Annotated in this window: 17 protein-coding genes, 2 tRNA genes and 1 riboswitch; of the genes, 7 read left to right on the plus strand and 12 right to left on the minus strand. The window is 71.7% G+C overall.

All coding sequences use genetic code 11. The features are described 5' to 3' along the window. Nucleotides 1-14: 14 nt before the first annotated feature. Nucleotides 15-803, plus strand: coding sequence for a hypothetical protein (locus tag ABWK59_RS12035; RefSeq protein ID WP_354640390.1), 789 nt, complete (start codon nucleotides 15-17; stop codon nucleotides 801-803). Nucleotides 804-875: 72 nt separating this feature from the next. On the opposite strand, the gene clpX is transcribed toward ABWK59_RS12035, so the two are convergent. The 5 genes from clpX to ABWK59_RS12060 all read right to left on the minus strand — a co-directional run bounded on the left by clpX (nucleotide 876) and on the right by ABWK59_RS12060 (nucleotide 5824). Next, on the minus strand, nucleotides 876-2162 hold the full coding sequence (gene clpX, locus ABWK59_RS12040; protein WP_354640391.1) for an ATP-dependent Clp protease ATP-binding subunit ClpX: 1287 nt from the start codon (nucleotides 2160-2162) through the stop codon (nucleotides 876-878). A gap of 311 nt (nucleotides 2163-2473) precedes the next feature. Further along, nucleotides 2474-3136, minus strand: a complete 663-nt coding sequence (locus ABWK59_RS12045; protein WP_354640393.1) for an ATP-dependent Clp protease proteolytic subunit — start codon at nucleotides 3134-3136, stop codon at nucleotides 2474-2476. A gap of 58 nt (nucleotides 3137-3194) precedes the next feature. Continuing rightward, a complete protein-coding gene (locus ABWK59_RS12050; protein WP_354644923.1) occupies nucleotides 3195-3812 on the minus strand; it encodes an ATP-dependent Clp protease proteolytic subunit in 618 nt (205 codons plus the stop codon). Between the two features lie 214 nt (nucleotides 3813-4026). Next, nucleotides 4027-5418 carry a trigger factor gene (tig, locus tag ABWK59_RS12055; RefSeq protein ID WP_354640394.1) on the minus strand — a complete coding sequence of 464 codons (1392 nt, stop codon included), beginning with the start codon at nucleotides 5416-5418 and terminating at the stop codon, nucleotides 4027-4029. Nucleotides 5419-5750: 332 nt separating this feature from the next. Then, nucleotides 5751-5824: transfer RNA gene (locus ABWK59_RS12060), tRNA-Pro, on the minus strand. A 166-nt stretch (nucleotides 5825-5990) separates the two neighbouring features. Here ABWK59_RS12060 and ABWK59_RS12065 point away from each other — a divergent pair. Together ABWK59_RS12065 and ABWK59_RS12070 are read left to right on the plus strand one after the other, a co-directional pair. Further along, nucleotides 5991-6061 (plus strand) — tRNA-Gly (locus ABWK59_RS12065). Between the two features lie 106 nt (nucleotides 6062-6167). Beyond that, on the plus strand, nucleotides 6168-6383 hold the full coding sequence (locus ABWK59_RS12070; protein ID WP_354640396.1) for a hypothetical protein: 216 nt from the start codon (nucleotides 6168-6170) through the stop codon (nucleotides 6381-6383). A 116-nt stretch (nucleotides 6384-6499) separates the two neighbouring features. On the opposite strand, the gene ABWK59_RS12075 is transcribed toward ABWK59_RS12070, so the two are convergent. Then, nucleotides 6500-7459, minus strand: a complete 960-nt coding sequence (locus tag ABWK59_RS12075; protein WP_354640398.1) for a LysM peptidoglycan-binding domain-containing M23 family metallopeptidase — start codon at nucleotides 7457-7459, stop codon at nucleotides 6500-6502. A 5-nt stretch (nucleotides 7460-7464) separates the two neighbouring features. Next, nucleotides 7465-7655: riboswitch (cyclic di-AMP (ydaO/yuaA leader) on the minus strand. A 416-nt stretch (nucleotides 7656-8071) separates the two neighbouring features. Between ABWK59_RS12075 and ABWK59_RS12080 the strand changes: the two genes are divergently transcribed. Beyond that, a complete protein-coding gene (locus tag ABWK59_RS12080) occupies nucleotides 8072-8815 on the plus strand; it encodes a DUF6348 family protein (RefSeq protein ID WP_354640399.1) in 744 nt (247 codons plus the stop codon). Nucleotides 8816-8873: 58 nt separating this feature from the next. Here the strand turns inward: ABWK59_RS12080 and ABWK59_RS12085 are convergent, their stop codons facing one another. Continuing rightward, nucleotides 8874-9068: a hypothetical protein gene (locus ABWK59_RS12085; RefSeq protein WP_354640400.1), complete on the minus strand. Its 195-nt coding sequence runs from the start codon at nucleotides 9066-9068 to the stop codon at nucleotides 8874-8876. Between the two features lie 358 nt (nucleotides 9069-9426). Further along, complete coding sequence (locus ABWK59_RS12090) at nucleotides 9427-10653, minus strand: PP2C family protein-serine/threonine phosphatase (RefSeq protein ID WP_354640401.1); 1227 nt, start codon at nucleotides 10651-10653, stop codon at nucleotides 9427-9429. Between the two features lie 190 nt (nucleotides 10654-10843). On the opposite strand from ABWK59_RS12090, the gene ABWK59_RS12095 reads away from it, so the two are divergent. Beyond that, entirely contained in the window at nucleotides 10844-12100 is a 1257-nt protein-coding gene (locus ABWK59_RS12095) for a GNAT family N-acetyltransferase (RefSeq protein WP_354640403.1), read from the plus strand. Between the two features lie 82 nt (nucleotides 12101-12182). Here the strand turns inward: ABWK59_RS12095 and ABWK59_RS12100 are convergent, their stop codons facing one another. Continuing rightward, on the minus strand, nucleotides 12183-12668 hold the full coding sequence (locus ABWK59_RS12100; protein ID WP_354640405.1) for a ribose-5-phosphate isomerase: 486 nt from the start codon (nucleotides 12666-12668) through the stop codon (nucleotides 12183-12185). 55 nt (nucleotides 12669-12723) lie between these two features. Beyond that, nucleotides 12724-13320, minus strand: coding sequence for a biotin transporter BioY (locus ABWK59_RS12105; RefSeq protein WP_354640407.1), 597 nt, complete (start codon nucleotides 13318-13320; stop codon nucleotides 12724-12726). 253 nt (nucleotides 13321-13573) lie between these two features. On the opposite strand from ABWK59_RS12105, the gene ABWK59_RS12110 reads away from it, so the two are divergent. Beyond that, entirely contained in the window at nucleotides 13574-14980 is a 1407-nt protein-coding gene (locus tag ABWK59_RS12110; protein WP_420492771.1) for an amino acid permease, read from the plus strand. A gap of 114 nt (nucleotides 14981-15094) precedes the next feature. Here ABWK59_RS12110 and ABWK59_RS12115 read toward each other — a convergent pair whose 3' ends face one another. Next, nucleotides 15095-15730, minus strand: a complete 636-nt coding sequence (locus tag ABWK59_RS12115) for a DsbA family protein (RefSeq protein WP_354640409.1) — start codon at nucleotides 15728-15730, stop codon at nucleotides 15095-15097. 192 nt (nucleotides 15731-15922) lie between these two features. Between ABWK59_RS12115 and pepN the strand changes: the two genes are divergently transcribed. Next, entirely contained in the window at nucleotides 15923-18481 is a 2559-nt protein-coding gene (pepN, locus tag ABWK59_RS12120; protein ID WP_354640411.1) for an aminopeptidase N, read from the plus strand. A 68-nt stretch (nucleotides 18482-18549) separates the two neighbouring features. On the opposite strand, the gene ABWK59_RS12125 is transcribed toward pepN, so the two are convergent. Further along, nucleotides 18550-19485, minus strand: a complete 936-nt coding sequence (locus tag ABWK59_RS12125) for a carbohydrate ABC transporter permease (protein WP_354640413.1) — start codon at nucleotides 19483-19485, stop codon at nucleotides 18550-18552. Between the last annotated feature and the right edge of the window lie 2 nt (nucleotides 19486-19487).

Genomic DNA, 19487 nt, shown 5'->3' on the forward strand with positions numbered 1-19487 from the left:
GGAAGCGAGTCCCCGTGTCCGAGCAGAACCCCTACGGCTCGCCGGCCCAGCCGTACGGTGCCCCGCCGCCGGCCCAGCCGCAGGCCTTCGGGCCGCCGCAGCCCCCGGCCTACGGCGCCCCGCCGCAGCCGTACGGCGCGGTGCCCCCGCAGGGCGGCCCGCAGCCCTACCCGGCCGGCGCCGGCTACCCGGGCTACGCCCCGCAGCCGCAGCGAAAGTCCCGCAAGGGCCTGTGGGTGGTGCTCGGCTGCGTCGGCGGCGCGCTGCTGCTCGGCGGCGGCCTGCTGGGCTACTTCGTCTACGACACCGCCTCAAAGACCGGTACCCACAAGGTCGTTCTGCCCGCCACCTTCAAGGGGATGAGCAGCGACCCGGACGAGCCGACGGCCAAGCAGCTGTCCGAGTCGATGGACTCCGCCTTCAGCCAGGGCAACAGCGCCTGGACGCCGACCGAGTCGGTCAGCTCGATCTACCGCACCGACACCGGGACGGAGGCCGTCGTGGTGGCCGGCGCCTGGGGCAACGTGGTGCTGCCGTCCACCCAGGTGGACGCGGTGTTCAAGGGCGCGGCCACCGAGGGCACCATCAGCAACCGCAAGGACGTCGACCCCGGTCCGCTGGGCGGCCGGATGTCCTGCGCCGAGGGCTCCAACCTGGGCCAGAAGTTCGGCTTCTGCGCCTGGGCCGACGGCAGCACCGTGATGATGGTGATGGAGGTCAAGCAGGGCGCGACCACCATCGACGTCGACAAGGTCGCCTCCGACGCCCGCGAGCTGCGGCAGACCGCCGAGGTCCCGAAGTAACCCCACCGCACGACGCCGACGGCCCCGCCACCCGGAGAGGGTGCGGGGCCGTCGGCGTCGGTGCGGGTGCGGTCAGGCGCTCTTCTCGCGCCGCTCGCGCTTGATCATGTCGCGCGGGACCAGGGTGGGGATGGCGTGCTTGGAGACCACGTCCCCGCTGACGACCACGCGGGCGACGTCCTGACGCGAGGGCACCTCGTACATCACGGACATCAGCACCTCCTCCATGATCGCGCGCAGGCCGCGGGCGCCGGTGCCGCGCAGGATCGCCTGGTCGGCGATGGCCTCCAGGGCGTCCCGGGTGAACTCCAGCTCCACGCCGTCCAGCTCGAAGAGCTTGCGGTACTGCTTGACCAGCGCGTTCTTCGGCTCGGTCAGGATCTGCAGCAGGGCCTCGCGGTCCAGGTTGTGCACGCTGGTGATCACCGGCAGACGGCCGATGAACTCCGGGATCATGCCGAACTTGACCAGGTCCTCCGGCATCACCTGACGGAAGTGGTCGCTGGCGTCCTGCTCCCGCTTGGAGCGGATGGTGGCGCCGAAGCCGATGCCCTTGCCGCCGGCCCGGCCCTCGATGATCCGCTCCAGGCCCGCGAAGGCGCCGCCCACGATGAACAGCACGTTCGTGGTGTCGATCTGGATGAACTCCTGGTGCGGGTGCTTGCGGCCGCCCTGCGGGGGCACCGAGGCGGTGGTGCCCTCCAGGATCTTCAGCAGCGCCTGCTGGACGCCCTCGCCCGAGACGTCACGGGTGATCGACGGGTTCTCGCTCTTCCGCGCGACCTTGTCGATCTCGTCGATGTAGATGATCCCGGTCTCGGCCTTCTTGACGTCGTAGTCCGCCGCCTGGATCAGCTTGAGCAGGATGTTCTCGACGTCCTCGCCGACGTACCCGGCCTCGGTCAGCGCGGTGGCGTCCGCGATGGCGAACGGCACGTTCAGCATCCGGGCCAGGGTCTGCGCCAGCAGGGTCTTGCCGGAGCCGGTCGGGCCGAGCAGCAGGATGTTGGACTTGGCCAGCTCGATGGCGTCCTCGCGGCCGGCGCCGGCGCGGCCGTTCTCGCCGGCCTGGACCCGCTTGTAGTGGTTGTAGACCGCGACGGACAGCGCCTTCTTGGCGATGTCCTGGCCGACCACGTACTGGTCCAGGAACTCGTAGATCTCGCGGGGCTTCGGCAGTTCCTCGAAGCGCACCTCGGAGCTCTCGGCGAGCTCCTCCTCGATGATCTCGTTGCAGAGATCGATGCACTCGTCGCAGATGTACACGCCTGGCCCGGCGATCAGCTTCTTCACCTGCTTCTGCGACTTGCCGCAGAACGAGCACTTGAGCAGGTCGCCACCGTCTCCGATGCGTGCCACGAGGTGCTTCCCCTTCGCCAGGGGCCCCGCGGGGGTCCGGGGCCTGGTGCTGTGGACCGGCTGCGCCCTAGGCGGTCGGTCTCGCTATCCGACGGTACTCTGCCGAGCCGGCATTTCCGCCGTCTTCGACAGCTCTGCCGTACGCCCTGGGCGAATTGATACCGAACAGATGCCGTCGGCTGGGCGTGCGCCCACAAGAAAGTGTGCCGGGTCGACGGGCCCGACCGGAACGGATCGGGGCGGGGCGTACGTCACTCTCCCCCCTCGCGCACGAGGGGACACGCACGCCCCGCCCCCGGGACCCGCGACCGTCAGTCGGTCAGCGACGTCTTGCGGGTCGAGATGATCTGGTCGATCAGGCCGTACTCGAGCGCCTCCTCGGCCGTGAGGATCTTGTCGCGCTCGATGTCGTCGCGGACCTGCTCGATCGGCTTGTTGGAGTGCTTGGAGAGCATGGTCTCCAGCTGCTCGCGCATCCGGAGGATCTCGTTGGCCTGGATCTCCAGGTCCGACACCTGGCCGCGGCCGGTCTCGGTGTACGGCTGGTGGATCAGGATCCGGGCGTTCGGCAGCGCCGTCCGCTTGCCGGGCGTACCGGCGGCGAGCAGCACGGCCGCGGCCGAGGCGGCCTGGCCCATGCAGACCGTCTGGATGTCCGGCTTGACGAACTGCATGGTGTCGTAGATCGCCGTCAGCGCGGTGAAGGAGCCGCCCGGGGAGTTGATGTAGACCTGGATGTCGCGGTCCGGGTCCATCGATTCCAGGCAGAGCAGCTGGGCCATGATGTCGTTGGCCGAGACGTCGTCCACCTGGGAGCCGAGGAAGATGATGCGCTCCTCGAACAGCTTGGCGTACGGGTCGTACTCGCGGATGCCCTGGGAGGTCCGCTCGACGAACCGCGGGACGATGTAGCGGCCCTCGGCGCGCATGTCCTCCAGTCGCGCCTTGGCGCTGGACAGGCTGGGGATGTTCATGGGGTTTCCGGTCCTCCGGGCTTATCGCTGTGGTCTCGTGGGCTGCGCCGAGGCGGGCTCAGGCGCCCGTGCCGCCGCCGCCGGGAACGTCCGCGGCGGAGTGCATCACCTGGTCGATCAGGCCGTACTCCCGGGCCTCCTCCGGGCTGAACCAGCGGTCCCGGTCGGAGTCCGCGGTGACCCGCTCGAAGGACTGGCCGCTGTGGAGCGCGATCAGCTCGGACATCCGCTTCTTGGTGAGCAGCAGCTGCTCGGCCTGGATCCGGATGTCGGTGGCCGAACCGCCGAGGCCCGCGGAGGGCTGGTGCATCAGGATGCGGGCGTTGGGCAGCGAGAAGCGCTTGCCCTTGGCACCGGCCGTCAGCAGGAACTGGCCCATCGACGCGGCCATGCCCATGGCGATGGTGACCACGTCGTTCTTGATGTACTGCATGGTGTCGTAGATCGCCATGCCGGCCGAGATCGAGCCGCCCGGGGAGTTGATGTAGAGGTAGATGTCCTTGTCCGGATCGGCGGCAAGGAGCAGCAGCTGGGCGGTGATCTTGTTGGCGATGTCGTCGTCGACCGCCTGGCCGAGGAAGATGATGCGCTCGTTGAGCAGCCGGTTGTAGACCTGGTCGCCCAGGCCGCCGAGCACGTCGCCGGCGGCGGCGTGCGGCGCCATCAGGCCAGGCATCTGCATCTGCGGGAACGTCACTTAGCCACCTGCTCAGTCGATCTGCTTGTGTGTCGCTGTCTAAGGACCCTAACGCGCAGGCCCGGCCGTCGAATCCCCCACGCAGAACTGTTCGCTGTGAGCGCAGGGTGGCGCTCCGGGACGGGCCGCCGACGGGAACGGGCCCGGGCACCCAAGGGTGCCCGGGCCCGTCCCGGAAAGCCGTTGCCGAGGATCAGGCCTCGGTGGTCTCCTCGGCCGACTCGGTCGCGGCGGCCTCGGTGGCCTCCGCGGCCTCGTCCTCGTCGTCCTCGAAGGTGACCAGCTCACCGTTGGTGTCGGTGACCTTGGCCTCCTCGACGACCGCCGCCAGCGCCTTGCCGCGGGCGACCTCGCCGACCAGCAGCGGAACCTGGCCGCCCTGGACGACCTGCTGCGCGAACTGGTCCGGGGTGAGGCCCGAGCCGGCGGCACGGCGGATGAGGTGCTCGGTGAGCTCCTCCTGGTTCACGCCCAGCTCCAGCTTGGCGACGATGGCGTCGAGCACGAACTGGGTCTTGATGCCCTTCTTCGCCTGCTCCTCGGTCTCCTTCTCGAAGTCCTCGCGGGACTTGTCCTGGGAGGCCAGGTAGACGTCCAGGTTGAGGCCCATGGGCTCCAGCTGGTGGTGCTCCAGGTTGTGCTTGCGGGTCTCGATCTCGTCCTTGAGGAGCTTCTCCGGGTACTCCATCTCCACCCGGGCGAGCAGCTCGTCGAGGACCTTCTCCTGGGCCTGGGTGGCCTGGTCGAACTCCTTCATGCGCTCCAGGCGCTTGCGGGAGTCGCCGCGGAGCTCCTCCAGGGTGTCGAACTCGCTCGCCAGCTGGGCGAACTCGTCGTCGAGCTCGGGGAGCTCCTTCTCCTGGACGGTGGTCACGGTGACGGTGACCTCCGACTCCTTGCCGGCCTCGGTGCCGCCCTTGAGGGTGGTGGTGAAGGCCTTGGTCTCACCGGCGGACAGGCCGACCACGGCCTCGTCGATGCCCTCCAGCAGGCGGCCGGAGCCGATCTCGTAGCTCACGCCGGTGGCGGTGCCGTCCTCCGGAACCTCGCCGTCGACCTTGGCCTCCAGGTCGACGATCACGACGTCGCCCTCGGCGGCGGCGCGCTCGACGTCCTTGACCGAGGAGAAGCGCTCGCGCAGCTGCTGCAGCGACTTCTCGACGTCCTCCTCGGAGACCTCGACCGGGTCGACCTCGACGGCGATCTCGGTGAAGTCCGGCAGGGTGATCTCCGGACGGACGTCCACCTCGGCGGTGAACTTCAGGTCACCGCCGTCGGCCAGGTTCTCGACACCGGCGATGTCGGTGATGTCGGGCTGACCCAGGACGTCGATCTTGCCCTCGTCGACGGCCTGCGTGTAGAAGCGCGGGAGCGCGTCGTTGACGGCCTCCTCCAGCACGGCACCACGGCCGAAGCGCTGGTCGATCACGCGGTTCGGGATCTTGCCCTTGCGGAAGCCCGGGACCGTGACCTGCTGGTTGATCTTCTTGTACGCCGCGTCGAGGCTGGGCTTGAGCTCCTCGAAGGGCACCTCGACGGTGAGTCGAACCCGGGTCGGGTTCAGAGTCTCGACGGCGCTCTTCACGGTTAGGTCTCCTATGGGCTTGCGGTCAAGGTTGCCCCACCCCGCTCCGGCAGGGCCCGGGGGCCGCCGTGTGGGGGGTGAGACGGGCGATGGGCGGTCGGAGCTGCATCTCCCGTTGGGGGTGGACGGTGAGCGTGACTCCTCGCCCTCGGGCGGTCGACCTGCGTGTACACCACAGGGACTACCGCCAGCGCACCATCCTACCGGTAGCACCAAAGGCGCCGCGCCCCGCACCGCGCACCCGACCCGGACCCGACCCCGGCACGGGCCTCGGGACGGCACCCCCGGTACGACAACAGGGCCCCGCCCTCGGACGAGACCCTGCCGCACTGTCGGGGTGACCGGATTCGAACCGACGGCCTTCCGCTCCCAAAGCGGACGCGCTACCAAACTGCGCCACACCCCGTGGTGCCGAGAGGAAGAGTACACGTCGGCCCGCCCCCGGGCCCGCGTGATATCAGCCCTCCGGGGGCCCGAAGTGGTGTGCAATCCACCCGGCCGACCAGGTACGCTAGGCCAGTCCCCGGCGCCCGGATCCGGGTCGGGGGCGGCATGCCGTCAACGGTGTGCACGCGGGTGTAGCTCAATGGTAGAGCCCCAGTCTTCCAAACTGGTCACGCGAGTTCGATTCTCGTCACCCGCTCCGAGAGAACGGCCCCGGCCGCTGGTTGATCCAGCCGCCGGGGCCGTTCCGCGTCCTGACGGGCCGTCGGTTGACCCCTGTCCCCCGCTGCGGAACGATCACCCGCGTGACCCCCCTCGCCTCCTCCCGCGCCTTCCTGCTGGCCTCGCTGTTCAAGCACCCCGAGACCCTCCTGCTGCTCGCCGGACTCGTGGGGGTGGTGGTCGGCGGCGCGTTGACCGTCGACCGCAAGGCGCGCTGGCACCGCCGGCTGATCGGCGTCCCGCTGCTGGTCGCCGGGCTGGCCGGGATCGCCGGGTTCGGCGTGGTCGCCTTCCACTGACACCGGCGCGGAGCGCGGGGAGCCGGGCATCACCGGCACCGTGGTCCGGGAACGCCGACGGGGCGGCGGCGGGATGACTCCCGCCGCCGCCCCGTGTGGGCAAGCGTCGATCAGGTTCAGACGCGGACGCCGTGGGCGGCCAGGTACGCGACCGGGTCGATGTCCGAGCCGTAGTTCGGGGTGGTGCGGATCTCGAAGTGCAGGTGCGGGCCGGTCACGTTGCCGGTGGCACCGGAGAGACCGACCTGCTGGCCGGCCGAGACCGACTGGCCGGCGGAGACCGAGATGGACGACAGGTGGGCGTACTGGGCGTACTTGCCGTCGGCCAGCTTGATGATGACCTCGTTGCCGTAGGCGCCACCCGGGCCGGCCTTGACCACGGTGCCGGCGGCGACGGCCTTCAGGCTGGTGCCGGTCGGGACCGGGAAGTCGACGCCGGTGTGGTAGCCGCTGGACCAGTTGGAGCCGGCGACGTGGTAGGCGGTGCCGGTGTGGGCGCTGACCGGGGCGACGTAACCGGAGGTGGCGGCGGCCGGAGCGGCGGCCGGCTTCGGCGCGGCCTGCTGGGCGGCCGGCTTCGGGGCGGGCTTCTCGGCCGGCTTGACGGCGGGACGCTCGGCGGAACGCGAGGCGGCCTCGGTCTTCTCGGCCGGCTTCGGCGCGGGCTTCTCGGCCTTCGGGGCCGGGGCCGGGGTGGCGACCGCGGCCTGGCCGTGGAGGGTGAGCTTCTGGCCCGGGTAGATCAGGTTCGGGTTGCCGCCGACCACGGAACGGTTGTCCTGGTACAGCTTCTCCCAGCCGCCCTCGACGCCGTGGGCGGTAGCGATCTTGAACAGGGTGTCGCCGCGGACGACCTTGTACTCCTCGGCCTTGGGGGTGGCGTCGGCGGTGGGGGCGGCGGCCGGGGCGCTCTCGACCACGGCGGCGGCCTGCACGGCCGGAGCGGCCTCGGGGGCCACGGCCGGGGTGTGAGCGCTGGCGGCGGAGACCGGGATCCCGATCGCGGCGCCGGCGACACCGGCGGCGATGGCGATACGGGCGATGGTGGTCATGCTCGGCTTGCGGTGCTTGCCCATGGAGGTGTTCCTCTCGGACGCCTACGAGGTGAGCTGTCGGGTTCGGACGAGAGTTGCCCGGCCACGCAAGGCGTGGCTTCACCCCGAGCCGTCCCGGACACACCGGGATCGGCGACTTACCTTGGGTCCCCCGCTCCTGCCGTCGCACTGCTGGTGCGTGGCCCCGGACGGCGGCAGGATTCGGCGTTCCGTCCAGTGGCCCACCCGGGCGATGGCCGGGCAGGTGCTGAAGCAAAGCCCATTTCCGAGGGCGCTGGCAAGCCTCGGAAGGTCCGGGCATAAAGACCGCATAAATCTGACGGAACCCCAGGTCACGCTCTGTCCGGAAGGGTCGTCCGTACGCATTCGATCCGGTCACCCGACGTGGAAAGATCGCCTACGGAAGGCTATTTCCGTGACTGTTCGCGGAACGCGGGCCACATCGCGTCACGAATCATGGAACGGCGGGTGAGCCTGGTCACCCGGCCCCCTCCCGGGCCGCCCGGGTTTCCCTGCCCGGGCCCCGGGCCGATAGCCTCGCTCGCGTTCGATCGAGCCCCCACCCAGGAGCGAGGAGCCGGCGTGCGTCCGCAGCGTCGACTGGATGCCATTCAGCGCAGTGTCATCCGCGAAATGGCGTACTACGGGCAGGAGTTCACGGTCGACGGCGAGGTGGTGCGAGGTCCCGGCACCACCGCCGTGGCGGTCCGCGAGCACCCCGCCGAGGACGGCGGGCCCGGCCACGTCGATCTCGGGTACGTCCTGCACCTCGGCCGGGCGGACGCCCCGGTGGTCTGGGACTGCACCGCGGGCCTCGGCAAGACCGAGGAGGAGAAGCTCGACAACGCCGTGCGGATGTGGGCGACCACCACCGCGGCGACCCTGGTGGAGCTGCTGGAGGGCCGCGGCGAGCACGGCGACCACTACCGGCCCGCGCTGCTGCCGGGCTGGCACGCCGTCCAGGGGCCGGCGGCGGTGTTCGGGTTCGACACCGCTCCGCTGCGGGACTGGCTCTCCGACCACCAGCTGCTGCCGGAACTCGCGGGGGTGCTGCGCACCGAGCTGGCCGATCCGGAGGTCAACGGCGTGAAGCTGTTCCTCGGCGGCAAGGCGGGCGACGACATCGCCGAGGTCCGGGTGAACGGCCGGGTGTCCGCTCCCGCCTCGGCGGCGCTGCGCGCGCTGGGCTGGCCGCGCGGGGAGCGGCTCTGCTGGGCGCGGCTGTTCGTGCTGCTGACGGCCGAGCACTTCGACCCCGTCGGCGTGGCTGCGGCGCCGGCTGCGGCCGAGCCGGTACCGGCGGTGCCCGCGGCGCGGCCCGGGCTGCTCGGCCGCTGGCGGGCGGCGGCGGCCAGGGCCCGGCGGGCCGGGCGGTAGGACGCCCGTCGAGCGAACGCCGGGGCGGGCGGTGCCCGCTCCGGACGCCGGGCGGGCCTCAGCCGGCCAGCGAGGAGATGGTGTTGGCCAGCTGGTTGAGGAACTGCTGGATCGGCCCGGCCGCCGTGGACTGGCTGACCATGAAGCCGAACAGGGCCGCGACGATCGCGTGGCTGGTCTTCAGCTGCTTGTTGCGGATGAAGATGACCACGATGATGCCGAACAGGACGAGCGCTGAGACTGAGAAGGCCACCCGGACTCACTTCCTCATTTCGTGATGGGGGTTCGTGGAGCTGCAGTGACCTGCCCTCAGGAGGGCACGATCCCCCGACCGCGACGCGCCCACCCGGACTCAGTGTGGTCGTTCGTGCGGACTGCGTAAAGGACTTGCCGGAACCCGGACGGCAAGATCCTGCGATGTGAGACGAATTTTCGCCGTCCGAGACGGTAGCGGACGTGGGCTGACGGCCCGTCGGCGGGTACGGGTCAACGGCGGGGAAACCCCTGCGGGCCACCGGGCGTCGAGCGCTGGACGCCAGGTTGGAAATGGCTGAAGATCAGTGCACGGGTCTTGACAGGCGAGCGCCACCCGGCCTATGGGAGCCGGTCGTTCACTGCCGCCAGAGCAGCAACACGGCCCGGTCGTCGTTGACGTCCTTGGCGACCGTGTCGATCAGGCGTACCGCGGCCCCGGTCCGGCCGGCGCCCAACTGGGCCCCGGCGATCAGCCGGTCCGCCTCCCCCATCAGCCGGTCCATGCCCTCGGTGAGGTCCCGGCCGGGGATCTCGACCATGCCGTCGGTGCACAGCATCAGCACGTCGCCCGGTCCCAGCCGGCCGCGCACCCCTTCGAACTTGGCGCCGTCGTAGATGCCGAGCAGCGGCCCGTCCGCCTCCTTGACCTCCCAGCGGCCGGCGCCGGCGAGGCGCTGCATCCCGGGCAGGTGGCCGGCCGAGAGCAGCTCGTACTCACCGGTGTCCAGGTCCAGCACCAGGTGGACGGCGGTGGCGAAGCCCTCCTCCCAGTCCTGGCGGAGCAGGTAGCCGTTGGCGGCCGGGAGGAAGTCGTGCGCGGGCAGCGAGCCGAGCAGGCCGCCGAAGGCGCCGGAGAGCAGCAGCGCCCGGGAGCCCGCGTCCATGCCCTTGCCGGAGACGTCGGCGAGCACCGCCTCCAGCACCCGGCGGCCGGGGCCGGTCCGGGCGGCCACCACGAAGTCGCCGGAGAAGGACTGCCCGCCGGCCGGGCGCAGCGCCATGTCCGCGTGCCAGCCCTCGGGCAGCGCGGGGACCCGGCTCTGCACCCGGATCCGCTCGCGCAGGTCGAAGAGCATCGAGCCGCCGCCGCGCCAGGGCACGCCGACCCGGCTGCGGAACTGGGCCACCAGCAGGCCGGCCACGCCCACCGCGCCGACCACCAGGGCGGCGCCGGGGGTGACCCCGTAGACGTAGCTCTCGGGGTGGTCGCTGGCGACCCGCTCGCCGGTGTGGATCAGCGACTCGGCGGAGAGGCCGAGGGCGGCGGCCGCGTACAGCAGCACCAGGGTGCCGGGGCGCAGCAGCAGGGCGCCGGCGAGCACCGGGAGGACCAGGGCGGTGGGCGGGCACCAGCCGGGGAGCCAGATGTTGAGGAGGACCAGCAGCGGGACGGCGGCCAGGAAGGCGGCGAAGGCGAGCCAGTCGGCGCCGTCGCCGCGGAAGTAGTCGACCCCGGCGCGGCGCAGCCTGCGTCGGGCCCGGTACAGCCTGCCGCGTACCCGGGCCTTCACGGGCTCCACGGCCGTCTTGACCGGGCCCGTCGCAGTCGTCTGGGACGTGTCGCCCCGCGTGCTGCCAGCCATGGGCCCCGACCTTATCCACCGGGGCGGGCCGCGTCGACGGGGTTGGCCGCCTGATCGGTCATGTTCCGGGTGCCGTTCAGCGGGTTTCAGCCGAGTGCGGTCGGGGTCAGGACGTCCGCGCAGGTGGCGGGAGGCGGTCCGGCCGCGGAAACGGTCGCGTACGCGCGGCCCCGGTGATAGCTGTGGCCTCATGACTTCTCCCGCTTCCGCGCCCCTGACGGTCCGTCCGATCTCCGCCGACGAGTGGGACACCTGGTACGGCGTCCTGGAGGTGGCCTTCGGCGGAGGCCTCGAACAGCCGGAGGAGCGTGACCTATGGCGCGAACTGACCGAAATCGACCGTTCCCTCGCGGTCTGCGACGATTCGCGACTGGTCGGCTGCGCCTCGGCGTTCAGCTTCCGGATCGCCGTGCCCGGCGGCGCGGTGCTGCCCGCCGCCGGGGTCACCATGGTCGCCGTCCTCCCCACCCACCGCCGGCGCGGGGCGCTCACCGCGCTGATGCGCCGACAGCTCGACGACCTCCGGGAGCGCGGCGAGCCGCTCGCCGTCCTGACCGCCTCCGAGGGCGCCATCTACGGACGCTTCGGCTACGGACAGGCCACCTCGCGACTCAACGTCACCCTGCCCCGCGGCCGGATCCGACTGGACGCCCCCGACGGCCCCGACCTGCGGCTCCGGCTGGCCGACCCGGCGGAGGCCGCCCCCGCCTGCGAGGAGCTGTACGCCCGGCTGGTCCCGCTGCGCCCGGGCCTGCTGGAGCGCCGCCCGGGCTGGGAGCGGCTGCCCCTGCTGGACCCGCCGGGCGGGCGCGGCGGCTTCTCGCCGCTGCACTGCGTGCTGGCCGAGGAGACGTCGACCGGCCGGCTGGTCGGCTACGCCCGGTACGCGGTGGACCGGGGGTGGAACGGCGGCGGCCCGGCCGCCACGGTCCGGGTCAACGACCTCGCGGCGCTCACCCCGGCGACGGCGGCGCGGCTGTGGACGTACCTGCTGGAGACGGACCTGGCCGAGAAGGTGACCGTCAACTCGCTGCCGGTGGACGACCCGCTGCTGCACCTGGTGAGCGACCAGCGGCGGCTCGAACCCCGGGTGCGGGACGGGCTGTTCCTGCGGCCGGTGGAGGTGGGCGCGGCCCTGGCCGGGCGCGGTTACGCGCAGCCGGTGGACGTGGTGCTGGAGGTGGCCGACCCGTTCTGCCCGTGGAACGCCGGGCGGTGGCGGCTGGTGAGCCCGGGCCCGGACGGCCCGGCGGAGTGCGTCCGCACCCGGGCGGCGGCCGACCTGGCGCTCTCGGTGCGGGAGTTGGGCTCCGCCTACCTGGGCGGGGCGACGCTGACGGCGCTGGCCCGGGCCGGGCGGGTGGCCGAACTGCGCCCGGGGGCGCTGGCCGCGGCCTCGCGGGCGTTCGCCTCGGACGTCGCGCCCTGGCTGCCGCACGGTTTCTGAACCCCGCCCGGCCGGCCCGGCGGAGCGGGAACGGCCGAGGGCCGGCGCACGGCCGGCCCTCGGAGCGGAACGAGCCGCGTGGTCAGCCCTGGGGGTGGTGGGCCGGGATCGGCGGGAGCTCGCCGGTGGTCTCGTACTCGGCGAGCATCTCGATCCGGCGGGTGTGCCGCGGCTCGCCGCTGTACGGGGTGTTGAGGAAGATCTCGACGAACTTGGTGGCCTCGTCGAGGGTGTGCATCCGGCCGCCGACGGAGATCACGTTGGCGTTGTTGTGCTCGCGGCCGAGCGACGCGGTCTGCTCGCTCCACGCGAGGGCGGCCCGGACGCCCTTCACCTTGTTCGCCGCGATGGCCTCGCCGTTGCCGGAGCCGCCGATCACGACGCCCAGGGCCTCGGGGTCGGCGGCCGTGCGCTCGGCGGCGCGCAGGCAGAACGGCGGGTAGTCGTCCTCGGCGTCGTAGATGTGCGGGCCGCAGTCGACCGGCTCGTGACCGGCACCCTTCAGCCACTCGACGAGGTGGTTCTTCAGTTCGTATCCGGCATGGTCGGAACCCAGGTACACGCGCATGCGGATCAGTGTGGCATGCGGGGCGGCCTGCGCCCCGACAGGGGCGCGGGGAACCTCAGCGCCGGGCGGACAGCTTCCAGACCGCCGGGAGCAGCCCCATCGCCACCGCGGCCTTGAGCGCGTCCCCCACCAGGTAGGGGTAGAGACCGAGTTCGGCCGCCCGGGCGAGCGGGACGTCCAGCGCGAAGGCGAGGTAGGGGACGCCCACCGCGTAGATCGCCAGGCTGCCGAGGGCCATCGCCCCCGCCGTCCACAGCGGGCTGCGGTCGGCACCGCGCCGGGCCAGCGCCCCGCAGACCGCCGCCGCGAGGACGAACCCGAGCAGGTAGCCGAGGGTCGGCATGGCCCAGCCGGAGGCGCCGTGGGCGAACCAGGGCAGGCCCGCCATGCCGGCCAGCAGGTAGAGGGCGAGCGAGGCGGCGCCGCGGCGGGCGCCGAGCGCGGTGCCGACCAGCAGGGCGGCGAAGGTCTGTCCGGTGACCGGGACCGGCGAGCCGGGGACGTTCACCGAGAGCTGGGCGGCGGCGCCGGTCAGCGCGGCGCCGCCGACGACCAGGGCGAGGTCGCGGGCCTGCGCGCCGAGCCGGGTGGCGGCTCCGGGCAGCAGGTCGGCGAGGACGGCGGTGGACGGTATCGACGCGGTGGTGGCCATGCGGCAGCTCTCCAGTTCGGACACGACACAGTGATCACTGCCGAACCTATGCCGCCGGGGCACCTCCGAGGGGCGTCGGCCTCCGACAAACCGTCAGGCCCCCCTGTTGTCACCTTCGAACGGGGCCGGCGTACAGAACGCGTCACTTTCGGTCACTTCCCTGTCCGAATTGCGGTCTGTCCTGGCGTGCCCATGCACCGTGCCGAATAGTGGACGGCTACTCCTGATTACCGAACAGTCTGGATCAGCGCGCATGTCGACCCCCACCCCGACGCCGACGCGGGAGCCGGTCACCACCGGCGGCGACCCCACCCCCGAGGGCAAGCTCGCCCACGGCCTCAAGCAGCGCCACCTCTCGATGATCGCCCTCGGCGGCGTGATCGGCGCGGGTCTCTTCGTCGGCTCCGGTGCCGGTATCGCGGCCGCCGGCCCGTCCATCGTGCTGGCGTTCGCCCTCTCCGGCGTGCTGGTGATGCTGGTCATGCGGATGCTCGGCGAGATGTCCGCGGCCCGCCCGGCGAGCGGCTCGTTCTCGGTGCACGCCGAGCGCGAGATCGGCCCGTGGGCCGGCCTGACCGTCGGATGGATGTTCTGGACGCTGCTGTGCGTCGGCGTCGCCGCGGAGGCGATCGGCGCGGCCGGGATCGTCTCCAGCTGGCTGCCCGGGGTGCCCGAGTGGGCGTGGGTGGCCGTGTTCATGGCCTTCTTCTGCGCCACCAACCTGACCGCGGTGAAGAACTTCGGCGAGTTCGAGTTCTGGTTCGCCGCCATCAAGGTCGCCGCGATCTCCGCCTTCCTGGTGCTCGGCGTGCTGGCCATCGCCGGCGTCCTGCCCGGTAGCTCCTCCCCCGGCTCCGCCAACCTCACCGCCGCCGGCGGGTTCTTCCCGCACGGCTCCACCGGCCTGATCACCGGCCTGCTGGCCTCGGTCTTCGCGTACGGCGGCCTGGAGACGGTGACCATCGCCGCGGCCGAGTCCGAGGACCCGCGGCGCAGCGTGGCCGGCGCGGTCCGGACCGCGATGTGGCGGGTGGCCCTGTTCTACGTCGGCTCGATGGCCGTGATCGTCACCCTGGTCCCGTGGAACGACCCCTCGGTGGTCAAGCCCGGCCCGTACGTCACCGTGCTGAACTCCCTGGGCATCCCGGGGGCCGGCGAGCTGATGAAGGTGGTCGTGCTGATCGCCCTGCTGTCGGCGATGAACGCCAACATCTACGGCTCCTCGCGGATGGCGTACTCGCTGGTGCAGCGCGGGCAGGGCCCGAAGGCGCTGGCGAAGGTGAGCGGCGGGGTGCCGCGGCTGGCCGTACTGGCGTCCTGCGCGTTCGGGTTCTTCGCGGTGCTGCTCTACAAGTGGTGGCCGGAGACGGTCTTCACCTGGCTGCTGAACATGGTCGGCGCGGCGGTGCTGGTGGTGTGGGCGTTCATCGCGGTGGCGCAGCTGCGGATGCGGCGGCGGCTGGAGCGCGAGGCGCCGGAGCAGCTGAGCGTGCGGATGTGGGCGTACCCGTACCTGACCTGGGCGGCGCTGGTCGGGATCCTGGCGGTGCTGGGGCTGATGACCCTGGACGCGTCGAACCGGATCCAGCTGTACTTCACGGCCGGGCTGGCCGCGGTCCTCGCCCTGGCGGGCTGGATCAAGCAGCGCCGGGCGGCGTAGTACACGCGGGTCGTTCAGGGGCGCGGGAGCCGCGCGCGGTGGAAGGGCAGAGCGAGTGCCCTTCCGTCCCGCGCGGCTCCCGCGCCCCTTTCGGCGTGAACCGGTTGCGCGACGTTACTCGAAGGACGGGCCCGCGGTGCGGGTGCGCTTGATCTCGTAGAAGCCCGGGGTGGAGGCGACCAGGACGGTGCCGTCCCACAGCCGGGCGGCGGCCTCGCCGCGCGGGGTGGGGGTGACCACCGGGCCGAAGAAGGCGACGCGGTCGCCGTCCGGACCGTCCACGGCGATCACCGGGGTGCCGACGTCCTCGCCGACCAGGGAGATGCCCTCGCGGTGGGAGGCCCGGAGCGCCTCGTCGTAGGCGTCGGTGTCGGCGGCGTCGGCGAGCTCGACCGGCAGGCCGGCGGCCTGCAGGGCGGCCTCGATGGTCGCCCGCTCGTTCGGCAGGCCCTGGTTGTGGAAGCGCGTCCCGAGCTCGGTGTAGAGCGGGCCGAGCACCTTGTCCCCGTGCGCCTGGGCGGCGGCGATCAGCACCCGGACCGGGCCCCAGCTCCGGGCGAGCATCTCCTTGTACCGCTCGGGCAGGTCCTCGCGGTCCTCGTTGAGCACGGAGAGGCTCATCACGTGCCAGCGGGTGTCCACCGGGCGGAGCTGCTCCACCTCCAGCATCCAGCGGGAGGTCATCCAGGCCCAGGGGCAGACCGGGTCGAACCAGAAGTCGGCGATCTTGCGGGAATCAGCGGTCGTCACGGACGGCGCCCTTCGGTCGCGGGGTGGTCGGGGGTGTTCCGGGGGCTGCAACACCGACCGGCCGACGATGATTCCGACCGGTGCAATGGCACCACGGGCGGCGCGTGAAAGGATGCCCGGGACAGAGCTCCACCAGAACTCTCGACCGTGGCATCCGTACCAAACGTGGCATCCGTACAAAGGAGTACCCCCGTGCCGGGCAAGAACCTGAGCCGCGACGAAGCCCGCCAGCGGGCCGACCTGGTCGCGGTGGAGGCGTACCGCGTCCACCTCGACGTGACCTCGGCGCCGGATCCGGCCGCGAGCACGTTCCGCTCCACCACGACGATCACCTTCCGCTGCACCACGCCGGGCGCCTCGGTCTTCGTCGACCTGCTCGCCTCCGCCGTCGGCGCCGTCACGCTGAACGGCCGGGCGCTGGACCCGGCCGCCGCGTTCGACGGCGCGCGGGTCACCGTCGACGGCCTCGCGGAGCACAACGAGCTGGTGGTGGAGGCCGACTGCGCCTACAGCCGCACCGGCGAGGGCCTGCACCGGTTCGTCGACCCGGTGGACGGCGAGACCTACCTGTACACCCACTACGAGCCGGCCGACGCCCGCCGGGTGTTCGCGAACTTCGAACAGCCGGACCTGAAGGCGCCGTTCACCTTCACGGTGACCGCCCCGGCGGCCTGGGACGTCTACGCCAACGCGGTGGAGGAGCGGATCACCACCGAGGGCGACACCCGCACCTGGGAGTTCGCGCCGACCAGGCCGATCTCCACCTACCTGACCGCGGTGGTGGCCGGCCCGTACCACGTGGTCCGCGACCACTACAGCCGCGAGCTGCCGGACGGCACCGTGCTGGAGATCCCGCTCGCCGCCACCTGCCGCCGGTCGCTGGCGCCGTACTTCGACGCGGACGAGATCCTCACCGTCACCAAGCAGGGCCTGGACTTCTTCCACGCCGAGTTCGACTACCCGTACCCGTTCGGCAAGTACGACCAGTGCTTCGTGCCCGAGTACAACCTCGGCGCCATGGAGAACCCGGGCTGCGTGACCTTCCGCGAGGAGTTCATCTTCCGCTCGAAGGTCACCGAGGCCGCGTACGAGGGCCGGGCCAACGTCATCCTGCACGAGATGGCGCACATGTGGTTCGGCGACCTGGTGACGATGAAGTGGTGGGACGACCTCTGGCTGAAGGAGTCCTTCGCCGACTTCATGGGCTCGTTCTCGCAGATCGAGGCGACGAAGTACCAGGCGGCGTGGATCACCTTCGCCAACCGGCGCAAGGCGTGGGCGTACCGGCAGGACCAGTTCCCCACCACCCACCCGATCACGGCGGACATCCGGGACCTGGAGGACGCCAAGCTCAACTTCGACGGCATCACGTACGCCAAGGGCGCCTCGGTGCTCAAGCAGCTGGTCGCGTACGTCGGCCGGGAGGCGTTCTTCGAGGGCGCCCGCCGGTACTTCAAGCGCCACGCCTTCGGGAACACCGTGCTGGGCGACCTGCTGGACGTGCTGGAGGAGACCAGCGGGCGCGACCTCACGGCCTGGTCGGCCGCCTGGCTGCAGACCTCCGGGGTCAACGCGCTCACCCCGCAGGTCACCGTGGACACCGAGGGCCGGATCACCGAACTCGCCGTCCTCCAGGACGGTTCCGAGCTCCGCCCGCACCGGATCGCGATCGGCCTGTACGACCGGGACACCGACGGTTCGCTGATCCGCACCGACCGGATCGAGCTGGACGTCACCGGCGCCCGCACCACCGTCCGCGAGGCGGTCGGCCGGATGCGCCCGGCCCTGGTGCTGCTCAACGACGACGACCTGACGTACTGCAAGATCCGCTTCGACGAGGTGTCGCTGGGGACCCTGCGCACGGGCCTCGGCTCGGTGGCCGACTCCCTCGCCCGCGCCCTCGCCTGGTCGGCGGTCTGGAACCTCACCCGCGACGGCCTGATGCCCGCCCGCGACTACCTGGACCTGGTCCTGCGGTTCGCCGGCCAGGAGTCCGACATCGGCGTCCTGCAGTCGCTGCACCAGCAGGCCAAGGGCGCACTGGAGCTGTACGCCGACCCCGCGTGGCGGGAGGAGGGCCGGCGGCTGCTCGCCGACGGCACCCTGGGCGAGCTGCGCGCCGCCCTGCCGGGCAGCGACCACCAGCTGGCCTGGGCCCGGTTCCTGGCGCAGACCGCCGCCAGCGCCGAGCACCTCCAGCTGGTCCGCGGCCTGCTGGAGGGCACCGCCCGGATCGACGGCCTGGAGGTCGACCAGGAGCTGCGCTGGTCGCTGTGGCTGGCGCTGGCCTCGAACGGCTCCGCCACCGGCGAGGAGCTGGCCGCCGAGCTGCGGCGCGACAACACCGCCAGCGGCCGGCGCCAGCAGACCGAGTGCCTGGCCGCGCTGCCCACCCCGGGCGCCAAGGCCGCCGCCTGGTCCTCCGTGGTGGACAGCGACGAGCTGCCCAACGCCCTGGTGGAGGCCCAGATCGCGGGCTTCAACCAGGCCGGGCAGCGGGAGCTGACGGCCGGCTACACCAAGCCGTACTTCGAGATGCTGGAGGACGTCTGGGCGCAGCGGTCGATCGAGATCGCGATGCGGATCGTCGGCGGGTTCTTCCCGCGGTACCAGACCTCGGAGGCGACGCTCGCCTTGGCGGACGCATGGCTGTCCGGACACCCGGACGCGGCGCCCGCGCTGCGTCGGCTGGTCCTGGAGTGCCGCGACGACCTCGCCCGGGCGCTCCGGGCGCAGCAGGCGGACCGGTAGCCCGCAGGGGCTCGGGGAACCGCGGTTCCCCGAGCCCCTGTCGGGTCCCGACCACGTGCGCGTCGCGGCTACTTGAGCGTCGCGGAGGTCAGGCCCGACTGCACCTGGCGCTGGAAGGAGAGGTACACCACCAGCACCGGCAGCATCGCGATCGTCATGCCCGCGAACAGCGCCGGCGCGTCGCTCTTGTACCCGGACTGCAGCGCCAGGTTGACCAGGCCCTGGGCGAGCATCGAGTGGTCGGCCTCGCCCGCGGTGGTGGGCTGCATCAGGGTGACCGGCAGGATGTACTGGTTCCACTGCCCGAGCACGTTGAAGATGCCCACGCTGATCAGGCCGGGCTTGGCCATCGGCACCATGATCTGGAAGAACGCCCGGGTGTGCGAGCAGCCGTCCAGCATGGCCGCCTCGTGGACCGCGGTGGGCAGCGTCCGGAAGAACGAGTACATGAAGAAGACGGTGAACGGCAGCGAGTACGCGACGTACACCAGGATGAGGCCGAGGTAGCTGTTCAGGCCCAGCAGCGGCGAGATCTCACCGAGGTTGCGGACCATGAAGAACAGCGGCACCAGGGCCAGGTACACCGGGAACATCGAGCCGGCGACGAACAGGTAGTAGATGACCTTGTTGCCGCGGAACTCGTACCGGGCCAGCACGTAGGCGGCCATCGAGCCGAGCAGCATGGTCAGGGTGAGCGAACCTGCCAGCACGATCAGGGTGTTGAGGAAGAAGCCGCCGATGCCCTTCTCCCAGGCCCGGCCGAAGGCGTCGAAGCCGAAGGACGCGGGCCAGCTCCAGGCGGAGCCGTTGATCTGGGCGTCGGTCTTGAAGGAGCCGAGCACCACCCAGGCGAGCGGCAGGACGATCATCGCGGCCCAGAGGGCGAGGAAGCCGTGCGAGAAGACGTTCAGCACGCCGCCGTCGGCGAACCGCTGGGTACGGTCGGTGGGGCGGCCGCCGGTGCGCTGGCCGGGGAGGCTCGCGGCCTTGTCGACAGTGGTCATGG

The organism is Kitasatospora sp. HUAS MG31, assembly GCF_040571325.1.
Taxonomy (GTDB): Bacteria; Actinomycetota; Actinomycetes; order Streptomycetales; family Streptomycetaceae; genus Kitasatospora; species Kitasatospora camelliae.